At 61.9% G+C, this 16,605-nt stretch carries 16 protein-coding genes; 7 read left to right on the top strand and 9 right to left on the bottom strand.

Annotated elements, in window-relative coordinates; genetic code table 11:
- The first annotated feature begins 382 nt into the window (after nucleotides 1-382).
- On the top strand, nucleotides 383-1,591 hold the full coding sequence (locus AC0Z5Z_RS26375; protein ID WP_485611848.1) for an MFS transporter: 1,209 nt from the start codon (nucleotides 383-385) through the stop codon (nucleotides 1,589-1,591).
- Here AC0Z5Z_RS26375 and cueR read toward each other — a convergent pair.
- The 3 genes from cueR to AC0Z5Z_RS26360 all read right to left on the bottom strand — a co-directional run bounded on the left by cueR (nucleotide 1,545) and on the right by AC0Z5Z_RS26360 (nucleotide 4,907).
- A complete protein-coding gene (gene cueR, locus AC0Z5Z_RS26370; RefSeq protein ID WP_016771827.1) occupies nucleotides 1,545-1,958 on the bottom strand; it encodes a Cu(I)-responsive transcriptional regulator in 414 nt (137 codons plus the stop codon). The genes AC0Z5Z_RS26375 and cueR overlap by 47 nt on opposite strands.
- On the bottom strand, nucleotides 1,955-4,348 hold the full coding sequence (cueA, locus tag AC0Z5Z_RS26365) for a copper resistance metal-translocating P1-type ATPase CueA (protein ID WP_485611847.1): 2,394 nt from the start codon (nucleotides 4,346-4,348) through the stop codon (nucleotides 1,955-1,957). Before cueA ends, cueR begins: the two co-directional genes overlap by 4 nt.
- A gap of 175 nt (nucleotides 4,349-4,523) precedes the next feature.
- Nucleotides 4,524-4,907: a hypothetical protein gene (locus AC0Z5Z_RS26360; RefSeq protein WP_024011458.1), complete on the bottom strand. Its 384-nt coding sequence runs from the start codon at nucleotides 4,905-4,907 to the stop codon at nucleotides 4,524-4,526.
- A 148-nt stretch (nucleotides 4,908-5,055) separates the two neighbouring features.
- On the opposite strand from AC0Z5Z_RS26360, the gene AC0Z5Z_RS26355 reads away from it, so the two are divergent.
- Nucleotides 5,056-5,253, top strand: coding sequence for a cation transporter (locus AC0Z5Z_RS26355; protein WP_041479643.1), 198 nt, complete (start codon nucleotides 5,056-5,058; stop codon nucleotides 5,251-5,253).
- Nucleotides 5,254-5,340: 87 nt separating this feature from the next.
- Nucleotides 5,341-6,537 (top strand): multidrug effflux MFS transporter, encoded by a 1,197-nt coding sequence (locus tag AC0Z5Z_RS26350; RefSeq protein ID WP_485611846.1) that lies wholly within the window; start codon nucleotides 5,341-5,343, stop codon nucleotides 6,535-6,537.
- A 17-nt stretch (nucleotides 6,538-6,554) separates the two neighbouring features.
- Here the strand turns inward: AC0Z5Z_RS26350 and AC0Z5Z_RS26345 are convergent, their stop codons facing one another.
- The 3 genes from AC0Z5Z_RS26345 to AC0Z5Z_RS26335 all read right to left on the bottom strand — a co-directional run bounded on the left by AC0Z5Z_RS26345 (nucleotide 6,555) and on the right by AC0Z5Z_RS26335 (nucleotide 8,220).
- Nucleotides 6,555-6,728 (bottom strand): hypothetical protein, encoded by a 174-nt coding sequence (locus tag AC0Z5Z_RS26345; RefSeq protein WP_016771823.1) that lies wholly within the window; start codon nucleotides 6,726-6,728, stop codon nucleotides 6,555-6,557.
- Nucleotides 6,729-6,880: 152 nt separating this feature from the next.
- Nucleotides 6,881-7,894 (bottom strand): zinc-binding alcohol dehydrogenase family protein, encoded by a 1,014-nt coding sequence (locus AC0Z5Z_RS26340; protein ID WP_485611845.1) that lies wholly within the window; start codon nucleotides 7,892-7,894, stop codon nucleotides 6,881-6,883.
- 32 nt (nucleotides 7,895-7,926) lie between these two features.
- The gene (locus tag AC0Z5Z_RS26335; protein WP_130912905.1) at nucleotides 7,927-8,220 is read right to left on the bottom strand and encodes a putative quinol monooxygenase; all 294 of its coding nucleotides are present in this window, start codon (nucleotides 8,218-8,220) and stop codon (nucleotides 7,927-7,929) included.
- Between the two features lie 119 nt (nucleotides 8,221-8,339).
- Between AC0Z5Z_RS26335 and AC0Z5Z_RS26330 the strand changes: the two genes are divergently transcribed.
- From AC0Z5Z_RS26330 to AC0Z5Z_RS26320, 3 genes are all read left to right on the top strand, one after another.
- The gene (locus AC0Z5Z_RS26330; protein ID WP_056787769.1) at nucleotides 8,340-9,269 is read left to right on the top strand and encodes a LysR family transcriptional regulator; all 930 of its coding nucleotides are present in this window, start codon (nucleotides 8,340-8,342) and stop codon (nucleotides 9,267-9,269) included.
- A 317-nt stretch (nucleotides 9,270-9,586) separates the two neighbouring features.
- The gene (locus tag AC0Z5Z_RS26325) at nucleotides 9,587-10,321 is read left to right on the top strand and encodes an ArsR/SmtB family transcription factor (RefSeq protein WP_041479646.1); all 735 of its coding nucleotides are present in this window, start codon (nucleotides 9,587-9,589) and stop codon (nucleotides 10,319-10,321) included.
- A gap of 127 nt (nucleotides 10,322-10,448) precedes the next feature.
- On the top strand, nucleotides 10,449-11,816 hold the full coding sequence (locus AC0Z5Z_RS26320) for an MFS transporter (protein WP_150638125.1): 1,368 nt from the start codon (nucleotides 10,449-10,451) through the stop codon (nucleotides 11,814-11,816).
- Between the two features lie 121 nt (nucleotides 11,817-11,937).
- Here AC0Z5Z_RS26320 and AC0Z5Z_RS26315 read toward each other — a convergent pair whose 3' ends face one another.
- The 3 genes from AC0Z5Z_RS26315 to AC0Z5Z_RS26305 all read right to left on the bottom strand — a co-directional run bounded on the left by AC0Z5Z_RS26315 (nucleotide 11,938) and on the right by AC0Z5Z_RS26305 (nucleotide 15,156).
- Entirely contained in the window at nucleotides 11,938-12,891 is a 954-nt protein-coding gene (locus AC0Z5Z_RS26315) for an adenosine deaminase (protein WP_024011466.1), read from the bottom strand.
- 80 nt (nucleotides 12,892-12,971) lie between these two features.
- Nucleotides 12,972-13,937, bottom strand: coding sequence for a 2-oxoglutarate and iron-dependent oxygenase domain-containing protein (locus tag AC0Z5Z_RS26310; RefSeq protein WP_460142688.1), 966 nt, complete (start codon nucleotides 13,935-13,937; stop codon nucleotides 12,972-12,974).
- 145 nt (nucleotides 13,938-14,082) lie between these two features.
- A complete protein-coding gene (locus AC0Z5Z_RS26305) occupies nucleotides 14,083-15,156 on the bottom strand; it encodes a BMP family ABC transporter substrate-binding protein (RefSeq protein WP_016771815.1) in 1,074 nt (357 codons plus the stop codon).
- Between the two features lie 286 nt (nucleotides 15,157-15,442).
- Here AC0Z5Z_RS26305 and AC0Z5Z_RS26300 point away from each other — a divergent pair, with 286 nt between their 5' ends.
- Entirely contained in the window at nucleotides 15,443-16,534 is a 1,092-nt protein-coding gene (locus AC0Z5Z_RS26300) for a calcium:cation antiporter (protein ID WP_041479650.1), read from the top strand.
- Nucleotides 16,535-16,605: the final 71 nt, after the last annotated feature.

Genomic DNA, 16,605 nt, shown 5'->3' with positions numbered 1-16,605 from the left:
CCCAAATATCCCCCAATCGGTCCCTCTCCCGGAGGGAGAGGGGGCCGACCGAGGTGTCTTTAGCCATACATCGACCTGAAAAAACCGAGTCGATTATGGATTCAAAGAAAAACGTTCAGGTCGGTGTATTTCCCAAATATCCCCCAATCGGTCCCTCTCCCGGAGGGAGAGGGGGCCGACCGAGGTGTCTTTAGCCATACATCGACCTGAAAAAACCGAGTCGATTGTGGATTCAAAGAAAAACGTTCAGGTCGGTGTATCTCCCAAATATCCCCCAATCGGTCCCCTCTCCCTTTGGGAGAGGGCTAGGGTGAGGGGGCTTTCGGATCCTGGCTTATTCGCGTCTACTGTCCAGCGCTCCAACCACACTCAAGGACTGAATGTGACCACCCCACGCAACACCCACCTGATCGTAACCGCCCGGCTGATCTCCGATTTCGGCGCCTTCCTCAACATGGTCGCGCTCGCCACCTACGTTTACCTGTTAAGCAACAGCGCCATGAGCGTCGGGATTTTCCTTGCCAGCCGCGTCGGTGGCGGAATTTTTGCCAGCCTGATCGGCACACGCTTCTACCGACGCTGGCAGGGCCGCGCGCCGCTGATTGCGTTCGATCTGTTGCGTGCGGCGCTGCTGGGGCTGCTGTTGATCACTCCGGCGAGTCAGCAGGCGTGGCTGTTACCGTTGATTGCCTTCGGCCTCGGCCTGGGCAATTCGATGTTCGCCATCGGCCTCAACAGCCAGTTGCCGCGTTTGATCGCGCCGGCGCAGCTGCTCAAGGCCAATGCCTGGATCACCTCAGCCTCTTCAGCCGCCATGGTCGGCGGCAGTCTGGTGTCGGGGTTGCTGGTGGCTGCTTTCGGTTTTGAAACGGTCTTCGCCCTCAACGCGCTGACCTATTTGCTTGCGGCGCTGCTGATCGTGCCGCTGCGTTTCGAAAAAAACGATGTCATCGAACAGCCGGAGCGCGGTGAATGGTTTGCGCTACGGCAGGGCCTGCGTTCGGCGCCTGTGGTCGCGGCCATGCTCGCGGTGACTATGGCTGATACCTTGGGCAGCGCCGCGCACAACGTCGGCTTCCCGATCATTTCGAAACTGCTCACGCCGGAGGCGGCGAGTACGACCTTGGGCCTGGCGCTTGCGGTATGGGCCAGCGGCAAACTGCTCGGCGCACGCATCGCCAGTCACCTCAAGGGCTCGGAGAACAGCCACCTCGAAAGAAGATTTTTCTGCGGCGTGGCGCTGATGTCCTGCGGTTTCATTCTGATGTTCCAGCAGCACAGCCTCTACGGTCTGCTGGTGTTCGCCTTGCCGGCGGGGCTTGGCGACGGGGTTTCCGAAGTCAGCCTGATGTCACGGCTACAACGGGAACCTGCGGCGTTGCGCCTGCCGATTTTCAGCGTGCTGACCTTGCTGCAGATGAGCGGTTTCGGCATCGGCATGTTGGTCGCTGCGCCGTTCTATGCGTGGTGGACGCCGGGGGCCGTGGTCATGCTGTTCCACGGCATTCCCCTCGGCACCCTGTGCGTGGTGACGCTGTTGCGGATCAGGCGCGAGCGGGTTGCGCGCAGCAGCCCGACGCCAGCTCCTTGAGGATCGGGCAGTCCGGGCGATGGTCGCCGCTGCAATGCTCGACCAGATCCTGCAGGGTGTCACGCAACTCGCCGAGCTCGCGGATCTTCTGATTCAGCTCGTCGATGTGCTGGCGCGCCAGTGCTTTCACATCGGCGCTGGCACGCTGGCGATCCTGCCACAGGGTCAGCAGCTTGCCGACCTCTTCCAGGGAAAAGCCCAGATCCCGCGAGCGCTTGATGAACGCCAGCGTGTGCAGGTCATCGCTGCCGTACACGCGGTAACCGCTGTCGGTGCGATTGGCCGCTTTGAGCAGGCCGATCGATTCGTAATAGCGGATCATTTTTGCACTCAGGCCACTTTGTCGGGCCGCTTGGCCGATGTTCATCGGTGTTCCTCCAGGTCCTTGGGTTTCCAGGTTTTCAACAGTAGCGCATTGCTCACCACGCTGACGCTCGACAGCGCCATCGCCGCACCGGCCAGCACCGGATTGAGGAAGCCGAACACCGCCAGCGGAATGCCGATCAGGTTGTAGACAAAGGCCCAGAACAGGTTCTGGCGAATCTTCGCATAGGTCTTGCGACTGATCTCCAGCGCTGCCGGCACCAGTCGCGGATCGCCGCGCATCAACGTGATGCCGGCCGCGTGCATGGCAACGTCGGTGCCGCCGCCCATGGCGATGCCGATGTCGGCGGCGGCGAGGGCCGGGGCATCGTTGATACCGTCGCCGACCATGGCAACCACGCCGGTTTTCTTCAGATCGGCCACCGTCGCGGCTTTGTCGGCCGGCAGCACTTCGGCGTGGACATTTTGGATGCCCAGAGCCTCGGCCACCACCCGTGCGCTGCCGCGATTGTCGCCGGTCAGCAGGTGGCTCTGGATACCCCGCGCGGCGAGTTGTTGCACCGCTTGCAGTGCGCCGGGTTTCAGCGTGTCACCGAAGGCGAACAGACCCAGTACCTTCGGCTCAGGACTTTGTTCGATCAGCCACGACAGTGTCCGACCTTCGCGTTCCCACGCTTCGGCGGATGTGCTCAATTCACCGGCATTCAAGGCGCTTTCGTCGAGCATCCGCCGGTTGCCCAGCGCCAGGCGCCGGCCATCCAGCGTGCCGGCAATGCCGCGCCCGGTCAGCGCCTGGCTGTCGCTGACATCGGGCACGTTCAAGCCGCGTTCGGCGGCTGCATCCAGCACGGCTTTGGCCAACGGATGCTCGCTGCCGCGCTGCAAGGCACCGGCCAAGGTCAGCAGATTATTTTCGTCACCATCGACCGCGCTGAAGTGCGCGATACGCGGCGTGCCCGAGGTCAGCGTGCCGGTCTTGTCGAACACCACGCTGCTGACTTCATGGGCGCGCTCCAGCGCTTCGGCGTCCTTGATCAGAATGCCGTGGCGCGCCGCTACGCCGGTGCCGGCCATGATCGCCGTCGGAGTGGCGAGGCCGAGGGCGCACGGGCAGGCGATCACCAGTACGGCGACGGCATTGATCACCGCAGTTTCCAGCGGTGCGCCGTACAGCCACCAGCCGATCAGCGTGGCCAGGGCAATCAGCAACACGGTCGGCACGAAGATCTGGCTGACCTTGTCCACCAGTTTCTGGATCGGCGCTTTCGCCGCTTGCGCGTCTTCGACCAGACGAATGATCCGCGCCAGCACGGTTTCCGCGCCGAGCGCCTGGGTGCGCACCAGCAAACGACCTTCGCCATTGATCGCGCCGCCGGTGACCTTGTCGCCCGGTTGTTTCGGCACTGGCAGGCTTTCGCCGCTGATCAGCGCTTCGTCGGCGTGGCTCTGGCCGTCGACGACTTCGCCATCCACCGGGAAGCGTTCGCCGGGTTTGACCAGCACCAGATCGTCGAGGCGCAGGGCGCTGATCGCGACGTCCTGCTCACGCCCGTCGATGACTTGAATCGCGCGCTCCGGCCGCAACGCTTCGAGGGCGCGGATGGCGCTGGCGGTCTGGCGTTTGGCGCGGCTCTCGAGATATTTGCCGAGCAACACCAAAGCGATGACCACCGCCGAGGCCTCGAAATACAGATGCGGCATGCGTCCGGCGGCGCTGGCCCATTCATAGACACTCAGGCCATAACCGGCGCTGGTGCCGAGGGCGACGAGCAGGTCCATGTTGCCGGCACCGGCGCGCACGGCTTTCCACGCCGCAACATAAAAGCGTGCGCCGAAGATGAATTGCACCGGTGTGGCGAGGGCGAATTGCGCCCAGGCCGGGAGCATCCAATGAATGCCGAACGGCTGCAGCAACATCGGCAACACCAGCGGCAGAGCGAGGGCGATCGCGCAGATCAATGCCCAGCGCTCGCGATGCAGGCGTTTTTGCTGGTCATCGGACTGTGGCCGTTCAGCTTGCCAGACGCTGGCCGAGTAACCGGCCTTGCTCACCGCGTCGAGCAGGGTTTGCGTATCGACCTGGCCGAGTAATTCGATGTGCGCACGTTCGTTGGCCAGATTGACGCTGACGCTGCTCACGCTTGGGACTTTGCTCAGGGCACGTTCGACGCGACCGACGCAGGAGGCGCAGGTCATGCCGTCGATGCTCAATTCGACGGTTTGCCGGGGCACGCTGTAACCGGCGCGCTCCACGGCTTGCATCAGCGCCGGCAGGCTGTCGCCGGGCGCCTGCACCCGAGCCTGTTCGGTGGCGAGGTTGACGCTGACGGTGCTGGCGCCGCTGACCTTGCGCAGGGCTCGCTCGACACGCCCGGCGCAACTGGCACAGGTCATGCCGGCAATCGGCAGATCGAAAGTGGTGGATTCGGACATCGGTCGCGCTCCCTGTAGTGGACGTCTACAGGATCAACCTTGCCATGCGGGCAAGGTCAAGCACCATTCTTGTGGGAGCGAGCCTGCTCGCGAATGCGGTGCATCATTCAGCAATCATGTTGGCTGACCCGGCGCTTTCGCGAGCAGGCTCGCTCCCACAGGTCGAGGCGGTTGCTCAGTAACCGAGGCCAGCCGGCTTGAGGTACACGCCTTCGGCATTCATCGCCAGGCGGAACTTCAGCACATCCCCGGCATGCAGCACGACTTCCTGCGAGCCCGGTGCGAGCATGCCGGGGTTGCAACCCGGTGCCTGGCCCGGCAGCAGTTTCAAGCGCAGCGAAACCTTGCCCGGCGGCAAGTTGAACGACGTGCTCTGCTCCTGGAACAGGCGCGCCGAGAGCTGATCCTGGATGTACACGCCGATCTCGCACGAGGTCGCCACTTCGAGGCGCTCGCGGGAAATGATCAGTACCGCGTAATCCTCGCCGGCGGCTTGCACCTGCGGGACGGCGGCGAAAAGGCTGAGCAAGCCAAACAGGCCCAAAGCTGACCAGCGCATGGCTGAATCTCCTGAATTTCAGTCATTGATACACGCAGCTTGGCCGAGCGCAGCGCCGATTGCCAGCCCGGCAGTTTTTCGCAGAACTTGACCTTGCCATCGTGGCAAGCTCGAGACTGCCGGCAACCTCACTCAAAGGAGTCTTCCCATGCAAGTGTTCAACGTTCAAGGCATGTCCTGCGGTCATTGCGTCAAAGCCATTACCACTGCGGTGCAGGCGCTGGATCCGGCAGCCAGCGTGCGGGTGGATCTGGCGGCCAAGGAAGTCGGCGTCGAAAGTGCGCTGAGTGCCGATCAGGTCATCGCAGCGATCCGCGAAGAGGGTTATGAGGTGAAGCTCGTCTGAAATTGATCGTTAGCGAGCTATCGGAATGTTCAAGGCGTCCGGGCGCGGCTAGACTGTCGGGCTGCGACTTGCCCACCTGGATGCCTGATGAATTTCCGCACGATTTTGATACTCGGCGCCTTGAGCGCCTTCGGTCCTTTGGCGATCGACTTCTATTTACCTGCGTTCCCGGCCATGGCGCTGGCCTTCGGCACCGATGAGCAGCATGTCCAGCTGACGCTGGCGGCGTACTTCCTTGGTCTGTCTCTGGGCCAACTGGCGTACGGGCCGATTTCCGATCGTTTCGGCCGGCGGCTTCCGCTGCTCAGCGGCGTTGCTTTGTTCACCCTGGCGTCACTGGCATGCGCCTACGCGCCGAGCCTGGAATGGCTGATCGGCGCGCGTTTCGTCCAGGCACTCGGTGGTTGTGCGGGCATGGTGATTTCCCGTGCGGTGGTCGCCGACAAGTACGACGCGGTGGGCTCGGCGAAGGTGTTTTCCCAACTGATGCTGGTGATGGGCCTGGCGCCGATTCTGGCGCCGATGCTCGGCGGGCTGCTGGTCAACACCACGGGTTGGCAGTCGATCTTTCTGGTCCTGACCGGGTTCAGTGCGGCGGCGGGTCTGGCGGTGGCATTGGGGCTGCCGGAAAGCATGCCGGCCCACGTGCCGCGCCAGCCGTTGTCCGGTGCGTTGCGCCAGTACGCGCGACTGGTCAAGGACTCGGTCTATCTGGGCCATGCCCTGACCGGTGGCATCGCGATCGCCGGCATGTTCGCCTACATCGCTGGCTCACCGTTTGTGTTCATCAAGCTCTACGGTGTACCCGCCGAGCATTTTGGCTGGCTGTTCGGCACCAACGCGGCGGGGTTCATTCTGGTGGCGCAGGTCAATGCGCGTCTGCTGGCCAAGCGTGGCCCGGCGTTCTTGCTGGTGCGCGCGGTGTGGGTGTATTTCCTCGCCGGGCTGACGCTGTTGGCGGTCAGCGCGATGCGTCCAGAGGCGTTGTGGCCGTTGCTGATTCCGCTGTTCATCTGCATTGCCAGCCTCGGCTGCATCATTCCCAACGCCTCAGCTTGCGCAATGAACGGTCAGGGCGCCCGTGCCGGCAGTGCATCGGCAATGCTCGGTTGCCTGCAATTCAGCATCGCCGCCGGTGCCGCCGCGTTGGTGGGGGTGTTGCACGACGGCAGCGCCGTGCCGATGGCGATGGTCATCAGCCTGTGCGGTTTGCTGGTGGTGAGCGTCGCGCTGCTCACCCGGCGTTTGCAGAATGCCCAGGCGTTGGCGCAAGCCCAGGTCTGAACGCTCGACTTTGGAGCTCAGCCGGCGGCGCGCTGCTGGCTGGGTTCGGGGATTCGGTGGGGCGCGCAGAGTCGCGCTTCGAGGGTGCGAGTGAAGGCCAGAGCCTCGGCTTCACTGCGAAAGGTTACGACGTGCTGGTCCAGGCGCACCTGCCATTGAGACTTTGCCACTTCTTTTATCAGGATCTTCATTGCTGACCTCCCTTGCGTAAAAGATGTATCGCAGAGGCTTCGATTGTAGACCTCGATACCCGCGTAATTGTGACAAGGGTCAAGCAACCGACTGACGGCAAAAAGCCCCGCAACCGCTCTGGCATCACGAGCGGTTGCGGGGCTTTATTTTTTTAGAAACCTTCTAAAACAATTTTCCCCTTGGCCTTGCCGCTTTCCAGCAGCTCATGGGCGCGGCGCAGGTTGGCTGCATTGATCACGCCGAAGTGCTCGCCCAAAGTCGTCTTCAAAGTGCCGGCGTCGATCAGTTCGGCGACGCGGTTGAGCAGCTTGTGCTGTTCGATCATGTCCGGCGTTTCGAACAGCGAGCGGGTGTACATGAACTCCCAGTGCAGCGACAGGCTCTTGCGCTTGAGCAGGCTGATGTCGAGGGACTTCGGATCGTCGATCAGCGCCAGCTTGCCTTGCGGCGCGAGGGCTTCGACCAGTTGCGCCAGATGCTGATCGGTCTGGGTCAGGCTGGCGACGTGGGTCACGCTGTCGATGCCGGCGCGCTTCAATTCTTCGCTCAGTGGCTGGCTGTGATCGATGACCAGATCGGCACCGAGTTCGCTGACCCAGTCACGGGTCTGTGGGCGGGAAGCGGTGCCGATCACTTTCAGGCCGGTCAACTGCTTGGCCAATTGGGTAAGGATCGAGCCCACTCCGCCCGCCGCGCCAACGATCAGCAGGCTCTGACCCTCATCATTGCTGCCTTCGCTGATTTGCAGGCGCTCGAAGAGCAATTCCCACGCAGTGATGGCGGTCAGCGGTAGCGCGGCGGCTTCGGCAAAACCGAGGGACTTGGGCATGTGACCGACGATGCGCTCATCGACCACGTGCAACTCGCTGTTGCCACCGGCCCGGGCAATCGAACCAGCGTAAAACACCTTGTCACCGGCCTTGAACAGGGTGACGTCGCTGCCGACAGCCTTGACCACACCGGCAACGTCCCAGCCCAGCACTTTCGCCGTGCCGTTTTCCGGCGCCACGTTCTGCCGCACTTTGGTATCGACCGGGTTGACCGAAATGGCTTTGACCTCCACCAAGAGGTCGCGCGGGCCGGCGACCGGTTCTGGCAGTTCAATGTCTTGCAGGGACTTGGTGTCGCTGATCGGCAGGGACGCGTAATAGGCAATGACTTTCATAAGTGGCTCCGTACAGTTGATAGAAGGAGGAATCAGGCAATCGCGCCGAGGCGTTTGAGCTGGAAGTGTTCGATGGTGTGGCCGGCGCTGGCCTGAAACTTCTGAAAATGCGCGCTGGCGTTGTGCGCCTCAAGAATCTCGTCACTGGCCCACTGTTCGATGACATAAAAAACCTGCGGATCGGCAAGGTCGCGGTGCAGGTCGTACTGGCCACAACCGGGCTCGGCGCGGCTCGGTTCGACGAGGGCGCGCAGCGCCTGTTCGAGAACGTCCTGCTGACCGGGTTTGGCGGTCAGGGTGGCGATAGCGGTAAAGGGCTGGGACATGCGCGGACTCCAGAATCGGGATGAATTCGATGGAGGCCATCATTGGCTATTTCTCTGCGCGATAAAACCGGCTAAAAGAGCAGTCTCTTTCAATATTTTTTTGATAATCGAGGCTGCGCATGCTGCGTTTTGATGACCTGCAGTTGTTTGTCCGCGCGGCGGATCTGGGCAGCCTGTCGGCGGCGGCACGGGTGATGGACATGTCTGCGGCGGTGGCCAGCGCAGCGTTGAAGCGCATAGAGCAGCAACTCGGTGCGCGGCTGCTGGCGCGTTCGACCCGCAGCCTGCGCCTGACCGCCGAGGGCGAAGGCTTCCTTGAGTATGCCCGCGCCGCCCTGAGCAATCTCGACGAAGGGCGTCGCCTGCTCGCCAGCGGTCAGGACCAGGTCAGCGGAATTCTGCAGTTGTCGGCGCCCTCGGACTTCGGTCGCAATCTGCTGCTGCCGTGGCTCGACGCGTTCCAGCGTGAACACCCGAAATTGACGGTGCGCCTGCTGCTTGGCGACCGCATCGCCGACCTGTTCCGGCAACCGGTGGACATCGCCCTGCGCTACGGCGAGCCGGAGGATTCCAGCCTGATCGCCTTGCCCATCGCCCCACACAATCGCCGGGTGTTGTGCGCATCCCCCGATTACCTGGCCCGGCAGGGCGAGCCGCGCCATCTCGAGCAATTGGCCCAGCACAATTGCCTTTTGTACATGCTCGGCAGCCGCGTCCACGACCACTGGAGTTTTCACGATGGCAAGCGCGAAGTCGGCCTGACCGTCAGCGGCGACCGCTTCAGCGATGACGCCGACGTCGTGCGGCTATGGGCGTTGGCCGGTGCCGGTATTGCCTACAAATCCTGGCTCGACGTCGGCGCCGATGTGCTCGCCGGACGCCTCAAAGTGCTGATGCCGGAACTGCTCTGTGAGCGCGCACCGCTGAATCTGTTGTGCGCCCATCGCGCACAGTTGAGTAAGCCGGTGAACCTTCTGAGAGAGATGCTCGCCAGCCGATGCGCCGAATTGAGTAGCCAATTTCCCGGTTTCCTCAAAGTTGATCATTAGTCGCAGGCAATTAGAGAAATTTCTGTCAGGAACAATCGCCACCTGCCCAGGCCCAGGCGCAGGACGTCTGGCTTAACCCGCTTATACTAGCGCCCGCCTCATGCCTGCACTGACACCCGGCGCGCAGACCCCGTAACGCGTTGCCGGCTTTTGGTGACGGTTGCTACTTCTGCTGCCAGGTTGTGTGCCGGAGCAGCTGGTGTCGGTGGCATCCCTTGCCACCGATCCCGGGCGATTTTCGCGTGTTGGCCGATGCCCCATAACCGGCCAGGATGTCTCCGAGCGGTAGACGATACGATTCAACAGGGAGTGAACATATGGAACATGCACCGTGCATCAGCCAGATCGCGACATTGCTGGCCGACCCCAAGCGCAGCGCGATGATGTGGGCGTTGATGGATGGCTCGGCCCGGCAAGCCGAAGAGCTGGCGCTGCTGGCCGGGCTCTCGCCGTCGTCGGCCAGTGCGCATCTGGGACGCCTGTCCGCAGGGGGGCTGTTGAACATCGAAATGCGTGGGCGCAAACGCTTCTTTCGCCTGGCGGCGCCGGAAATCGGCGCGGCAATCGAAGCACTGGCCAGCGCCACCATTGCCAGCGCGCCACGGCAAATCCCTGATGCGCTGAAACGCACGACTCCCATGGTCAGGCCGCAGGCGGCGCCGTCTTCGCTGTTGCGCGCGCGGTTCTGCGACGATCATCTGGGCGGCACCCTGGCGGCCGACCTGTATCAGCGCCTGCTCGACGCCGGCTGGATCGAACAGCTTGAGCAGCGGGTGGTGGTGACGCACAAGGGCTCCACCCGACTGGCGCAGCGCGGCGTGTTCATCCAGGCCCTGGCCCACCGCAACGTGCAGGTCGCCTGCGCCTGCCCGGACTGGAGCGAGCGCCGTCCGCACATGGGCGGCTCACTGGGCGCGGCGCTGTTGCAGTTATTCATGCAGTCCGGCTGGCTGACCTTGCCCAACGATTCCCGCGCCTTGCAGTTGACCGCGACGGGCCAGCGCGAAATCCATCGCTTTGCCAAGGAAACCGAGCTGGAAACAGCGTTCTAGAGCGTTGCTCGGCGATGAGCTGAAGGCTGACGTCGTCCACGGCTGTGAACAGGTCGCATCCAGTACGACCTCTGCATGACCATCGCGCACACTCGATCCGGGGATTTTCCGGATGGGGGAGCACAACATGAATACACAACGCTTTAGTGCGGCTGAACGCCTGGAACGGCTGCCGCTCAGCGGCTATCACCGCGTCATTTTCATCATCATCGCCTTGGCGTTTTTCTTCGATTCCATGGATCTGGCGATGATGACTTTCCTGCTCGGCTCGATCAAAGCCGAGTTCGGCCTGAGCAGTGCGCAAGCGGGGTTGCTGGCCAGCTCGAGCTTTTTCGGCATGGTGCTCGGGGCGTCGTTGTCTGGGATGCTCGCCGACCGCTTCGGGCGCAAACCGGTGTTTCAGTGGAGCATCGTGTTGTGGGGCGTGGCCAGTTACCTGTGTTCGACGGCGCAGACGGTGGAGACGCTGACGCTGTTCCGCATCCTGCTCGGAATCGGCATGGGCATGGAGTTTCCCATCGCGCAATCGATGCTCTCGGAGCTGATTCCAGCACAACGGCGCGGGCGCTATATCGCCCTGATGGACGGCTTCTGGCCGCTGGGGTTTGTCGCGGCGGGCGTACTCTCGTACTTCCTGCTGCCGCTGATTGGCTGGCGCGATATCTTCCTGGTACTGGCGGTGCCGGCGGTGTTCGTTCTGGCGATCCGCTTTTTCATCCCTGAGTCGCCGCGCTGGCTGGAACAGGCCGGGCGCGACGTCGACGCGGACAAGGTGTTGAACGGCATCGAAGCGCGAGTGCGTGCTTCGCTGGGCGGTGCAGGCTTGCCGGAACCGGTTCGTTTGCCACGCACGGTGACGCCGCCGGGTAATTTCTTCTCGGCACTCAAGCAGATCTGGTCGCCGCAATATCGCCAGCGCACGACGATGATCTGGAGTCTGTGGTTCTTCGCATTGCTGGGTTTCTACGGGCTGACCTCTTGGCTCAGTGCATTGCTGCAGCAGTCGGGTTTCGCCGTGACGCAGTCGGTGTACTACACGGTGCTGATCTCGCTCGGCGGGATTCCCGGCTTCCTCATGGCGGCGTGGCTGGTCGAGCGTTGGGGGCGCAAACCGGTGTGCATCGTCACCCTGCTGGGCGGCGGGGTGATGGCGTTTCTGTATGGGCAGAGTGCGGTGTTCGGCGGCAACGTGGCGTTGCTGATCGGCACCGGGCTGTTGATGCAGTTTTTCCTGTTCGGCATGTGGGCGGTGCTCTACACCTACACGCCGGAGCTGTACCCGACGTCCGCACGGGCAACCGGCTCGGGATTCGCCTCGGCCATCGGCCGCGTCGGCTCTCTGCTCGGGCCATTGGTGACCGGGCTGGTGTTCCCGATTACCGGGCAGGGCGGGGTGTTCGCGCTGGGCGCGGCGTGCTTTGCGATCGCGGCGGGCGTGGTGTGGCTGTTCGGGATGGAAACGCGGGGCAAGACCCTGGAAGAGCTTACCGAGTGAACATCGATATGAATGTGGGAGCGAGCCTGCTCGCGAAAGCGGTGTGTCATTCAACGTAAATGTTGACTGACTCTCCCTCTTCGCGAGCAGGCTCGCTCCCACATTGGTTTTGCGGTGTTGCTTACGGTTTTACCAACCGCGCATCCAGGCTGTTCTGCGCCAGACGCTTGGCCTGATCCTGGGTCATGCCCAGATGCTCGTGCAGCGCATGGAAGTTCTCGGTCACGTACCCACCGAAATACGCCGGGTCATCGGAGTTGACCGTGACCTTAACGCCGCGCTCGAGCATGTCGAGGATGTTGTGCTGTGACATGTGATCGAACACGCAGAGCTTGGTGTTCGACAGCGGGCACACGGTCAGCGGGATCTGCTCGTCGATGATCCGCTGCATCAGGCGCTCGTCTTCGATGGCGCGCACGCCATGGTCGATGCGCTGGATTTTCAGCAGGTCGATGGCTTCCCAGATGTACTCCGGCGGGCCTTCTTCACCAGCGTGGGCGACGGTGAGGAAGCCTTCGTCGCGGGCGCGATCGAAGACGCGTTTGAACTTGCTCGGCGGGTGGCCCATCTCGGAACTGTCGAGCCCGACCGCGACAAACGCATCACGGAACGGCAGCGCCTGATCGAGGGTTTTCTGTGCTTCGTCTTCGCTGAGGTGGCGCAGGAAGCTGAGGATCAAACCGCTGCTGATGCCCAGTTGCGTCTCGCCATCCTTGAGTGCGGCGGCGATGCCGTTGAGCACCACTTCGAACGGGATGCCCCGGTCGGTGTGGGTCTGTGGATCGAAGAACGGTTCGGTGTGGATCACGTTCTGTGCTTTGCAGCGCAGCAGGTAGGCCCAGGTCAGGTCGTAGAAATCCTGCGAGGTGCGCAGCACATCGGCGCCCTGGTAATACAGGTCGAGAAATTCCTGCAGATTGTTGAAGGCGTAGGCCTTGCGCAGGGTTTCGACGTCGCTCCACGGCAGGGCGATCTTGTTGCGTTCGGCCAGGGCGAACAGCAGTTCAGGCTCCAGCGAACCTTCCAGATGCAGGTGCAGTTCGGCTTTGGGCAGGGCGTTGAGCCAGTCGTACATAGTCTTTTCTCATCAGGTGCAATGCCGGCATTCTACAGAGGCTGGCCGCAACAATTGGCAAAACCTGACCAGGTGATCGATCAAACCGCCTCTTGCTCACGTCGATACGCGTAGGTATCGGCGAAGCGCGACAGCAGGAATTGCGCGCAGGTGGTGGTCGGATATTTCGCCGGATGCTGCGCGTCCTGGCAGCCGGGCAGGCATTCGATGCGCGTGTCCGGGTGCGGTTCGGCGAAGAACGGCATCGAATAGCGATCCACGCCCAGCGGGCTGATCACCCGGTGCGGCGTCGAGCGATAACGGTCGTTGCTCCAGCGCGCCATCATGTCGCCGAGGTTGACCACGAACGTGCCGTCAATCGGTGGCGCGTCGATCCATTCACCTTTGACGTTCTTCACCTGCAAACCGCCGGCGCTGTCCTGATAGAGCAGGGTGATGCAGCCGTAATCGGTATGGGCGCCGGCACCTTGTTGCTCGGCGGAGCTGGCGGTGTGACGCGGTGGGTAATGGATCATGCGCAACACGCTGACCGGTTCGACAAAACGCGTATCGAAGAAGTCGCGCTCGATGCCCAGCGCAACGGTCATCGCTCGAAGCAGGGTTTGCGCCAGCGCCTGCATGTCGAGGTAATGCTGCTCCATCAGCGTTTCCCAGCCGGGTTGCGCCGGGTGCCGATTGGGGCCGCGCAAGGGTTTTTCCGCGAGCACCTCGGGATGTTCGTCCGGCAGATGCAGGCCCATGTCGAAAGTTTCTTTGAGATCGCTGGGTTTGTCCGGGTCCAGTTGCTCTGTGGCAATCGCACCGTAGCCGCGATGATGGCGGGTCTGGGTAATGTCGATCTTGAGTTTTTCTGCGGCTGGCAGGGCAAAGAAGCGCTGGGCGTGATCGAGCAGATCCTCGATACGTTGCGCCGAGATCGGATGGCCCTTGATATAGAAAAAGCCCCACTCACGGCAGGCTTGGTCGATTTGTTCGGCCACCGCAGGCCAGGCGTTTTCGTCGTCGCTATAGAGCGGGCTGATATCAATGATCGGAAGCTGATCCATACACAATCCTTGAATACGCTGTGTTTCCAATGTGGGAGCGAGCCTGCTCGCGAAGAGGGAGTGTCAGACAACATTTTTGTTTAATGACACACCGCTTTCGCGAGCAGGCTCGCTCCCACAGGGTTTTGTGTGGTGAATCGGGGGACTACTTCGGCATCTCGGCCTTCATGCCCTCAACGTAGTAATTCATCGAAGCCAGTTCCGCATTGGTCGCGCTCACGCCCGCCGGGATTTTTTCTACACCGGCCTGATCCTTGATCGGCCCGGTAAACGGCTGCAATGCGCCGCTCTTGATGTCGGCGATCAACTGCTCGGCTTCGGCTTTCACCGGCGCCGGCACCAGGTCGCTGATCGGCAGTTCCACCGTGCCTTCCTTCAACCCACCCCAGTAATCCTGGGATTTCCAGGTGTGATCGATCACGCTCTGCGTCGCCTGAATGTAGTGCGGCGCCCAGTCGTTGACGATAGAGGTCAGCACCGCTTTCGGGCCGAAGTGGGCCATGTCCGAGGCGTAGCCCACGGCATACACGCCGCGCCGTTCGGCAGCCTGGATCGGCGCCGGGCTGTCGGTGTGCTGGAACACCACGTCGACGCCCTGATCGATCAGCGCGTTGGCGGCGTCGGCTTCCTTGCCCGGATCAAACCAGGAGTTGACCCACACCACTTTGATTTCGGTGCCAGGGTTGTACTTGTTCAAGGCCAGCTGGATGGCGTTGATGTCGCGGATCACTTCCGGAATCGGGAACGAGGCGACGTAGCCGATCTTCTTGGTCTTGGTCATCTTCGCCGCGAGGAAACCGCCGACGTAACGGCCCTCGTAAGTGCGCGCCAGGTAGGTGCCGAGGTTCTTGTCCTGCTTGTAACCGGTGGCGTGTTCGAACGTCACCTTGGGAAATTGCTTGGCGACTTTCACTGTCGGGTTCATGTAGCCGAAAGACGTGGTGAAGATCAGGTCATATTTGTCCTTGGCCATGTTGCGGATCACCCGCTCGGCGTCGGCGCCCTCGGCGACGTTTTCCACGTAGTTGGTGGTGATCTGCGTGCCGAGTTTTTCCGCCAGGGCCTTGCGCCCCTGTTCGTGCTGATACGTCCAGCCGTGGTCACCGATCGGGCCGATGTAGACGAAACCGACCTTCAGCGGATCGGCAGCGCTGGCGCTCAGGCTGATTCCCAGACCGATGGCGGCGTACAGCAGTTTGTGCAGCGGACGTATTGGCATGAACCCGAACTCCATTTTGTTGTGTGTGCTCAGGGCCAATGCAAATTGCTGACCAACAGGACAACAAACTCATTTGAAAACGCGGTGCGGCCTTCGCGAGCAGGCTCGCTCCCACAGGGACGCATTTCAATGTGGGAGCGAGCCTGCTCGCGAAGAGGCCGGCAAGGCCAATAAAAGTGCATGCCTGAATCCAGCTGCCATCGCGTGGTGCGTAAAGATGTAACGAAACGTTAGCGGCGCGCGGCAGTCAGTAGCTTCATCAGCTCTTTTCGGCAAAAGGCCCGTCATGCTCTCGATCCTCAAACAAGAAAGCTTCCTGCTGCTGGCAGTCCTTGCCGCGTGCGTCGCTTATCCACTGGAACACTGGCTGCTGCACAGCGGCCAGATCGTCGCGCTGGGCGGCGGTCTGCTGCTGATTGCCTTCATCGTCGCCGCGTCAATGCGCGTCGCTCATCACGCCGAACTGCTGGCGGAAAAAGTCGGTGATCCCTACGGCACGATGATCCTCACACTCTCGGCAGTGCTGGTCGAAGTGGTGATCCTGGCGATCATGATGAGCAACGAAGCCTCGGCAACACTGGTGCGCGACACGATTTATTCAGCGGTGATGCTCGACATCAACGGCATCCTCGGCCTCGCCGCTTTGATGGGCGGGATCAAACACGGCGAACAGTCCTACAACGACGATTCGGCGCGCAGCTACAGCGTCATGATCCTCACCGCGATGGGGGTGTCGATGGTGGTCCCGGAGTTCATTCCCGAGGCCAACTGGAAGATGTATTCGGCGTTCACCATCGGCGCAATGATGGTGCTCTACGCGCTGTTCCTGCGCATGCAGGTCGGCCCGCACAGTTACTTTTTCAGCTACAGCTATCCGGACAAACGTCGCAAAAAGGAGCCGGTCGAGCAGGAGCCGAAACCGGTCAGCCTGGCGCTGTCGGTCGGCATTCTGGTGTCGGGGGTGGTGATCATCGGCGCACTGGCCGAGGTGATGTCCAAGACCCTCGATCTGGGCCTGGAAGGCACGGGCGCGCCGCCGGTAATCACGGCGATTCTGGTGGCAGCGATTTCCGCCGCGCCGGAGATTCTCACCGCATTACGAGCGGCGCTGGCCAATCGCATGCAGTCGGTGGTCAACATTGCGATGGGGGCGTCACTGTCGACGGTGATTCTGACCGTACCGGTGATGGAAGCGATGGCGCTGTACACCGGCCAGCCGTTTCAAATGGCGATGACCCCGGTGCAAACGGTGATGATCTTCATCACCCTGATCGTCAGCGCAATCAACCTCAATGACGGCGAGACCAACGCCATTGAGGGCATGACGCACTTTGTGCTGTTTGCCACATTCATCATGCTGTCCCTACTGGGCCTATAGGGACGCTGAAAAACCTGTGGGAGCGGGCTTGCCCGCGATTGCGGGGTGTCAGAAACCATATATGTACCTGA

Source organism: Pseudomonas sp. 1L-E-NC-VB-C3 (genome assembly GCF_057291535.1).
The sequence above is the reverse complement of the archived record's forward strand: the minus strand, read 5'-3'. Positions and strand labels throughout refer to the sequence as shown.

What these genes read in the sequence shown, in the direction of transcription:
- AC0Z5Z_RS26340 (WP_485611845.1), bottom strand. Translation starts at nt 7,894, where the DNA reads ATGAAAGTCATTGCCTATTACGCGTCCCTGCCGATCAGCGACACCAAG.
- AC0Z5Z_RS26305 (WP_016771815.1), bottom strand. Translation starts at nt 15,156, where the DNA reads ATGCCAATACGTCCGCTGCACAAACTGCTGTACGCCGCCATCGGTCTG.
- AC0Z5Z_RS26320 (WP_150638125.1), top strand. Translation starts at nt 10,449, where the DNA reads ATGAATACACAACGCTTTAGTGCGGCTGAACGCCTGGAACGGCTGCCG.
- AC0Z5Z_RS26330 (WP_056787769.1), top strand. Translation starts at nt 8,340, where the DNA reads ATGCTGCGTTTTGATGACCTGCAGTTGTTTGTCCGCGCGGCGGATCTG.
- AC0Z5Z_RS26310 (WP_460142688.1), bottom strand. Translation starts at nt 13,937, where the DNA reads ATGGATCAGCTTCCGATCATTGATATCAGCCCGCTCTATAGCGACGAC.
- AC0Z5Z_RS26355 (WP_041479643.1), top strand. Translation starts at nt 5,056, where the DNA reads ATGCAAGTGTTCAACGTTCAAGGCATGTCCTGCGGTCATTGCGTCAAA.
- AC0Z5Z_RS26315 (WP_024011466.1), bottom strand. Translation starts at nt 12,891, where the DNA reads ATGTACGACTGGCTCAACGCCCTGCCCAAAGCCGAACTGCACCTGCAT.
- cueR (WP_016771827.1), bottom strand. Translation starts at nt 1,958, where the DNA reads ATGAACATCGGCCAAGCGGCCCGACAAAGTGGCCTGAGTGCAAAAATG.
- AC0Z5Z_RS26360 (WP_024011458.1), bottom strand. Translation starts at nt 4,907, where the DNA reads ATGCGCTGGTCAGCTTTGGGCCTGTTTGGCTTGCTCAGCCTTTTCGCC.
- AC0Z5Z_RS26345 (WP_016771823.1), bottom strand. Translation starts at nt 6,728, where the DNA reads ATGAAGATCCTGATAAAAGAAGTGGCAAAGTCTCAATGGCAGGTGCGC.
- AC0Z5Z_RS26300 (WP_041479650.1), top strand. Translation starts at nt 15,443, where the DNA reads ATGCTCTCGATCCTCAAACAAGAAAGCTTCCTGCTGCTGGCAGTCCTT.
- AC0Z5Z_RS26350 (WP_485611846.1), top strand. Translation starts at nt 5,341, where the DNA reads ATGAATTTCCGCACGATTTTGATACTCGGCGCCTTGAGCGCCTTCGGT.
- cueA (WP_485611847.1), bottom strand. Translation starts at nt 4,348, where the DNA reads ATGTCCGAATCCACCACTTTCGATCTGCCGATTGCCGGCATGACCTGT.
- AC0Z5Z_RS26325 (WP_041479646.1), top strand. Translation starts at nt 9,587, where the DNA reads ATGGAACATGCACCGTGCATCAGCCAGATCGCGACATTGCTGGCCGAC.
- AC0Z5Z_RS26335 (WP_130912905.1), bottom strand. Translation starts at nt 8,220, where the DNA reads ATGTCCCAGCCCTTTACCGCTATCGCCACCCTGACCGCCAAACCCGGT.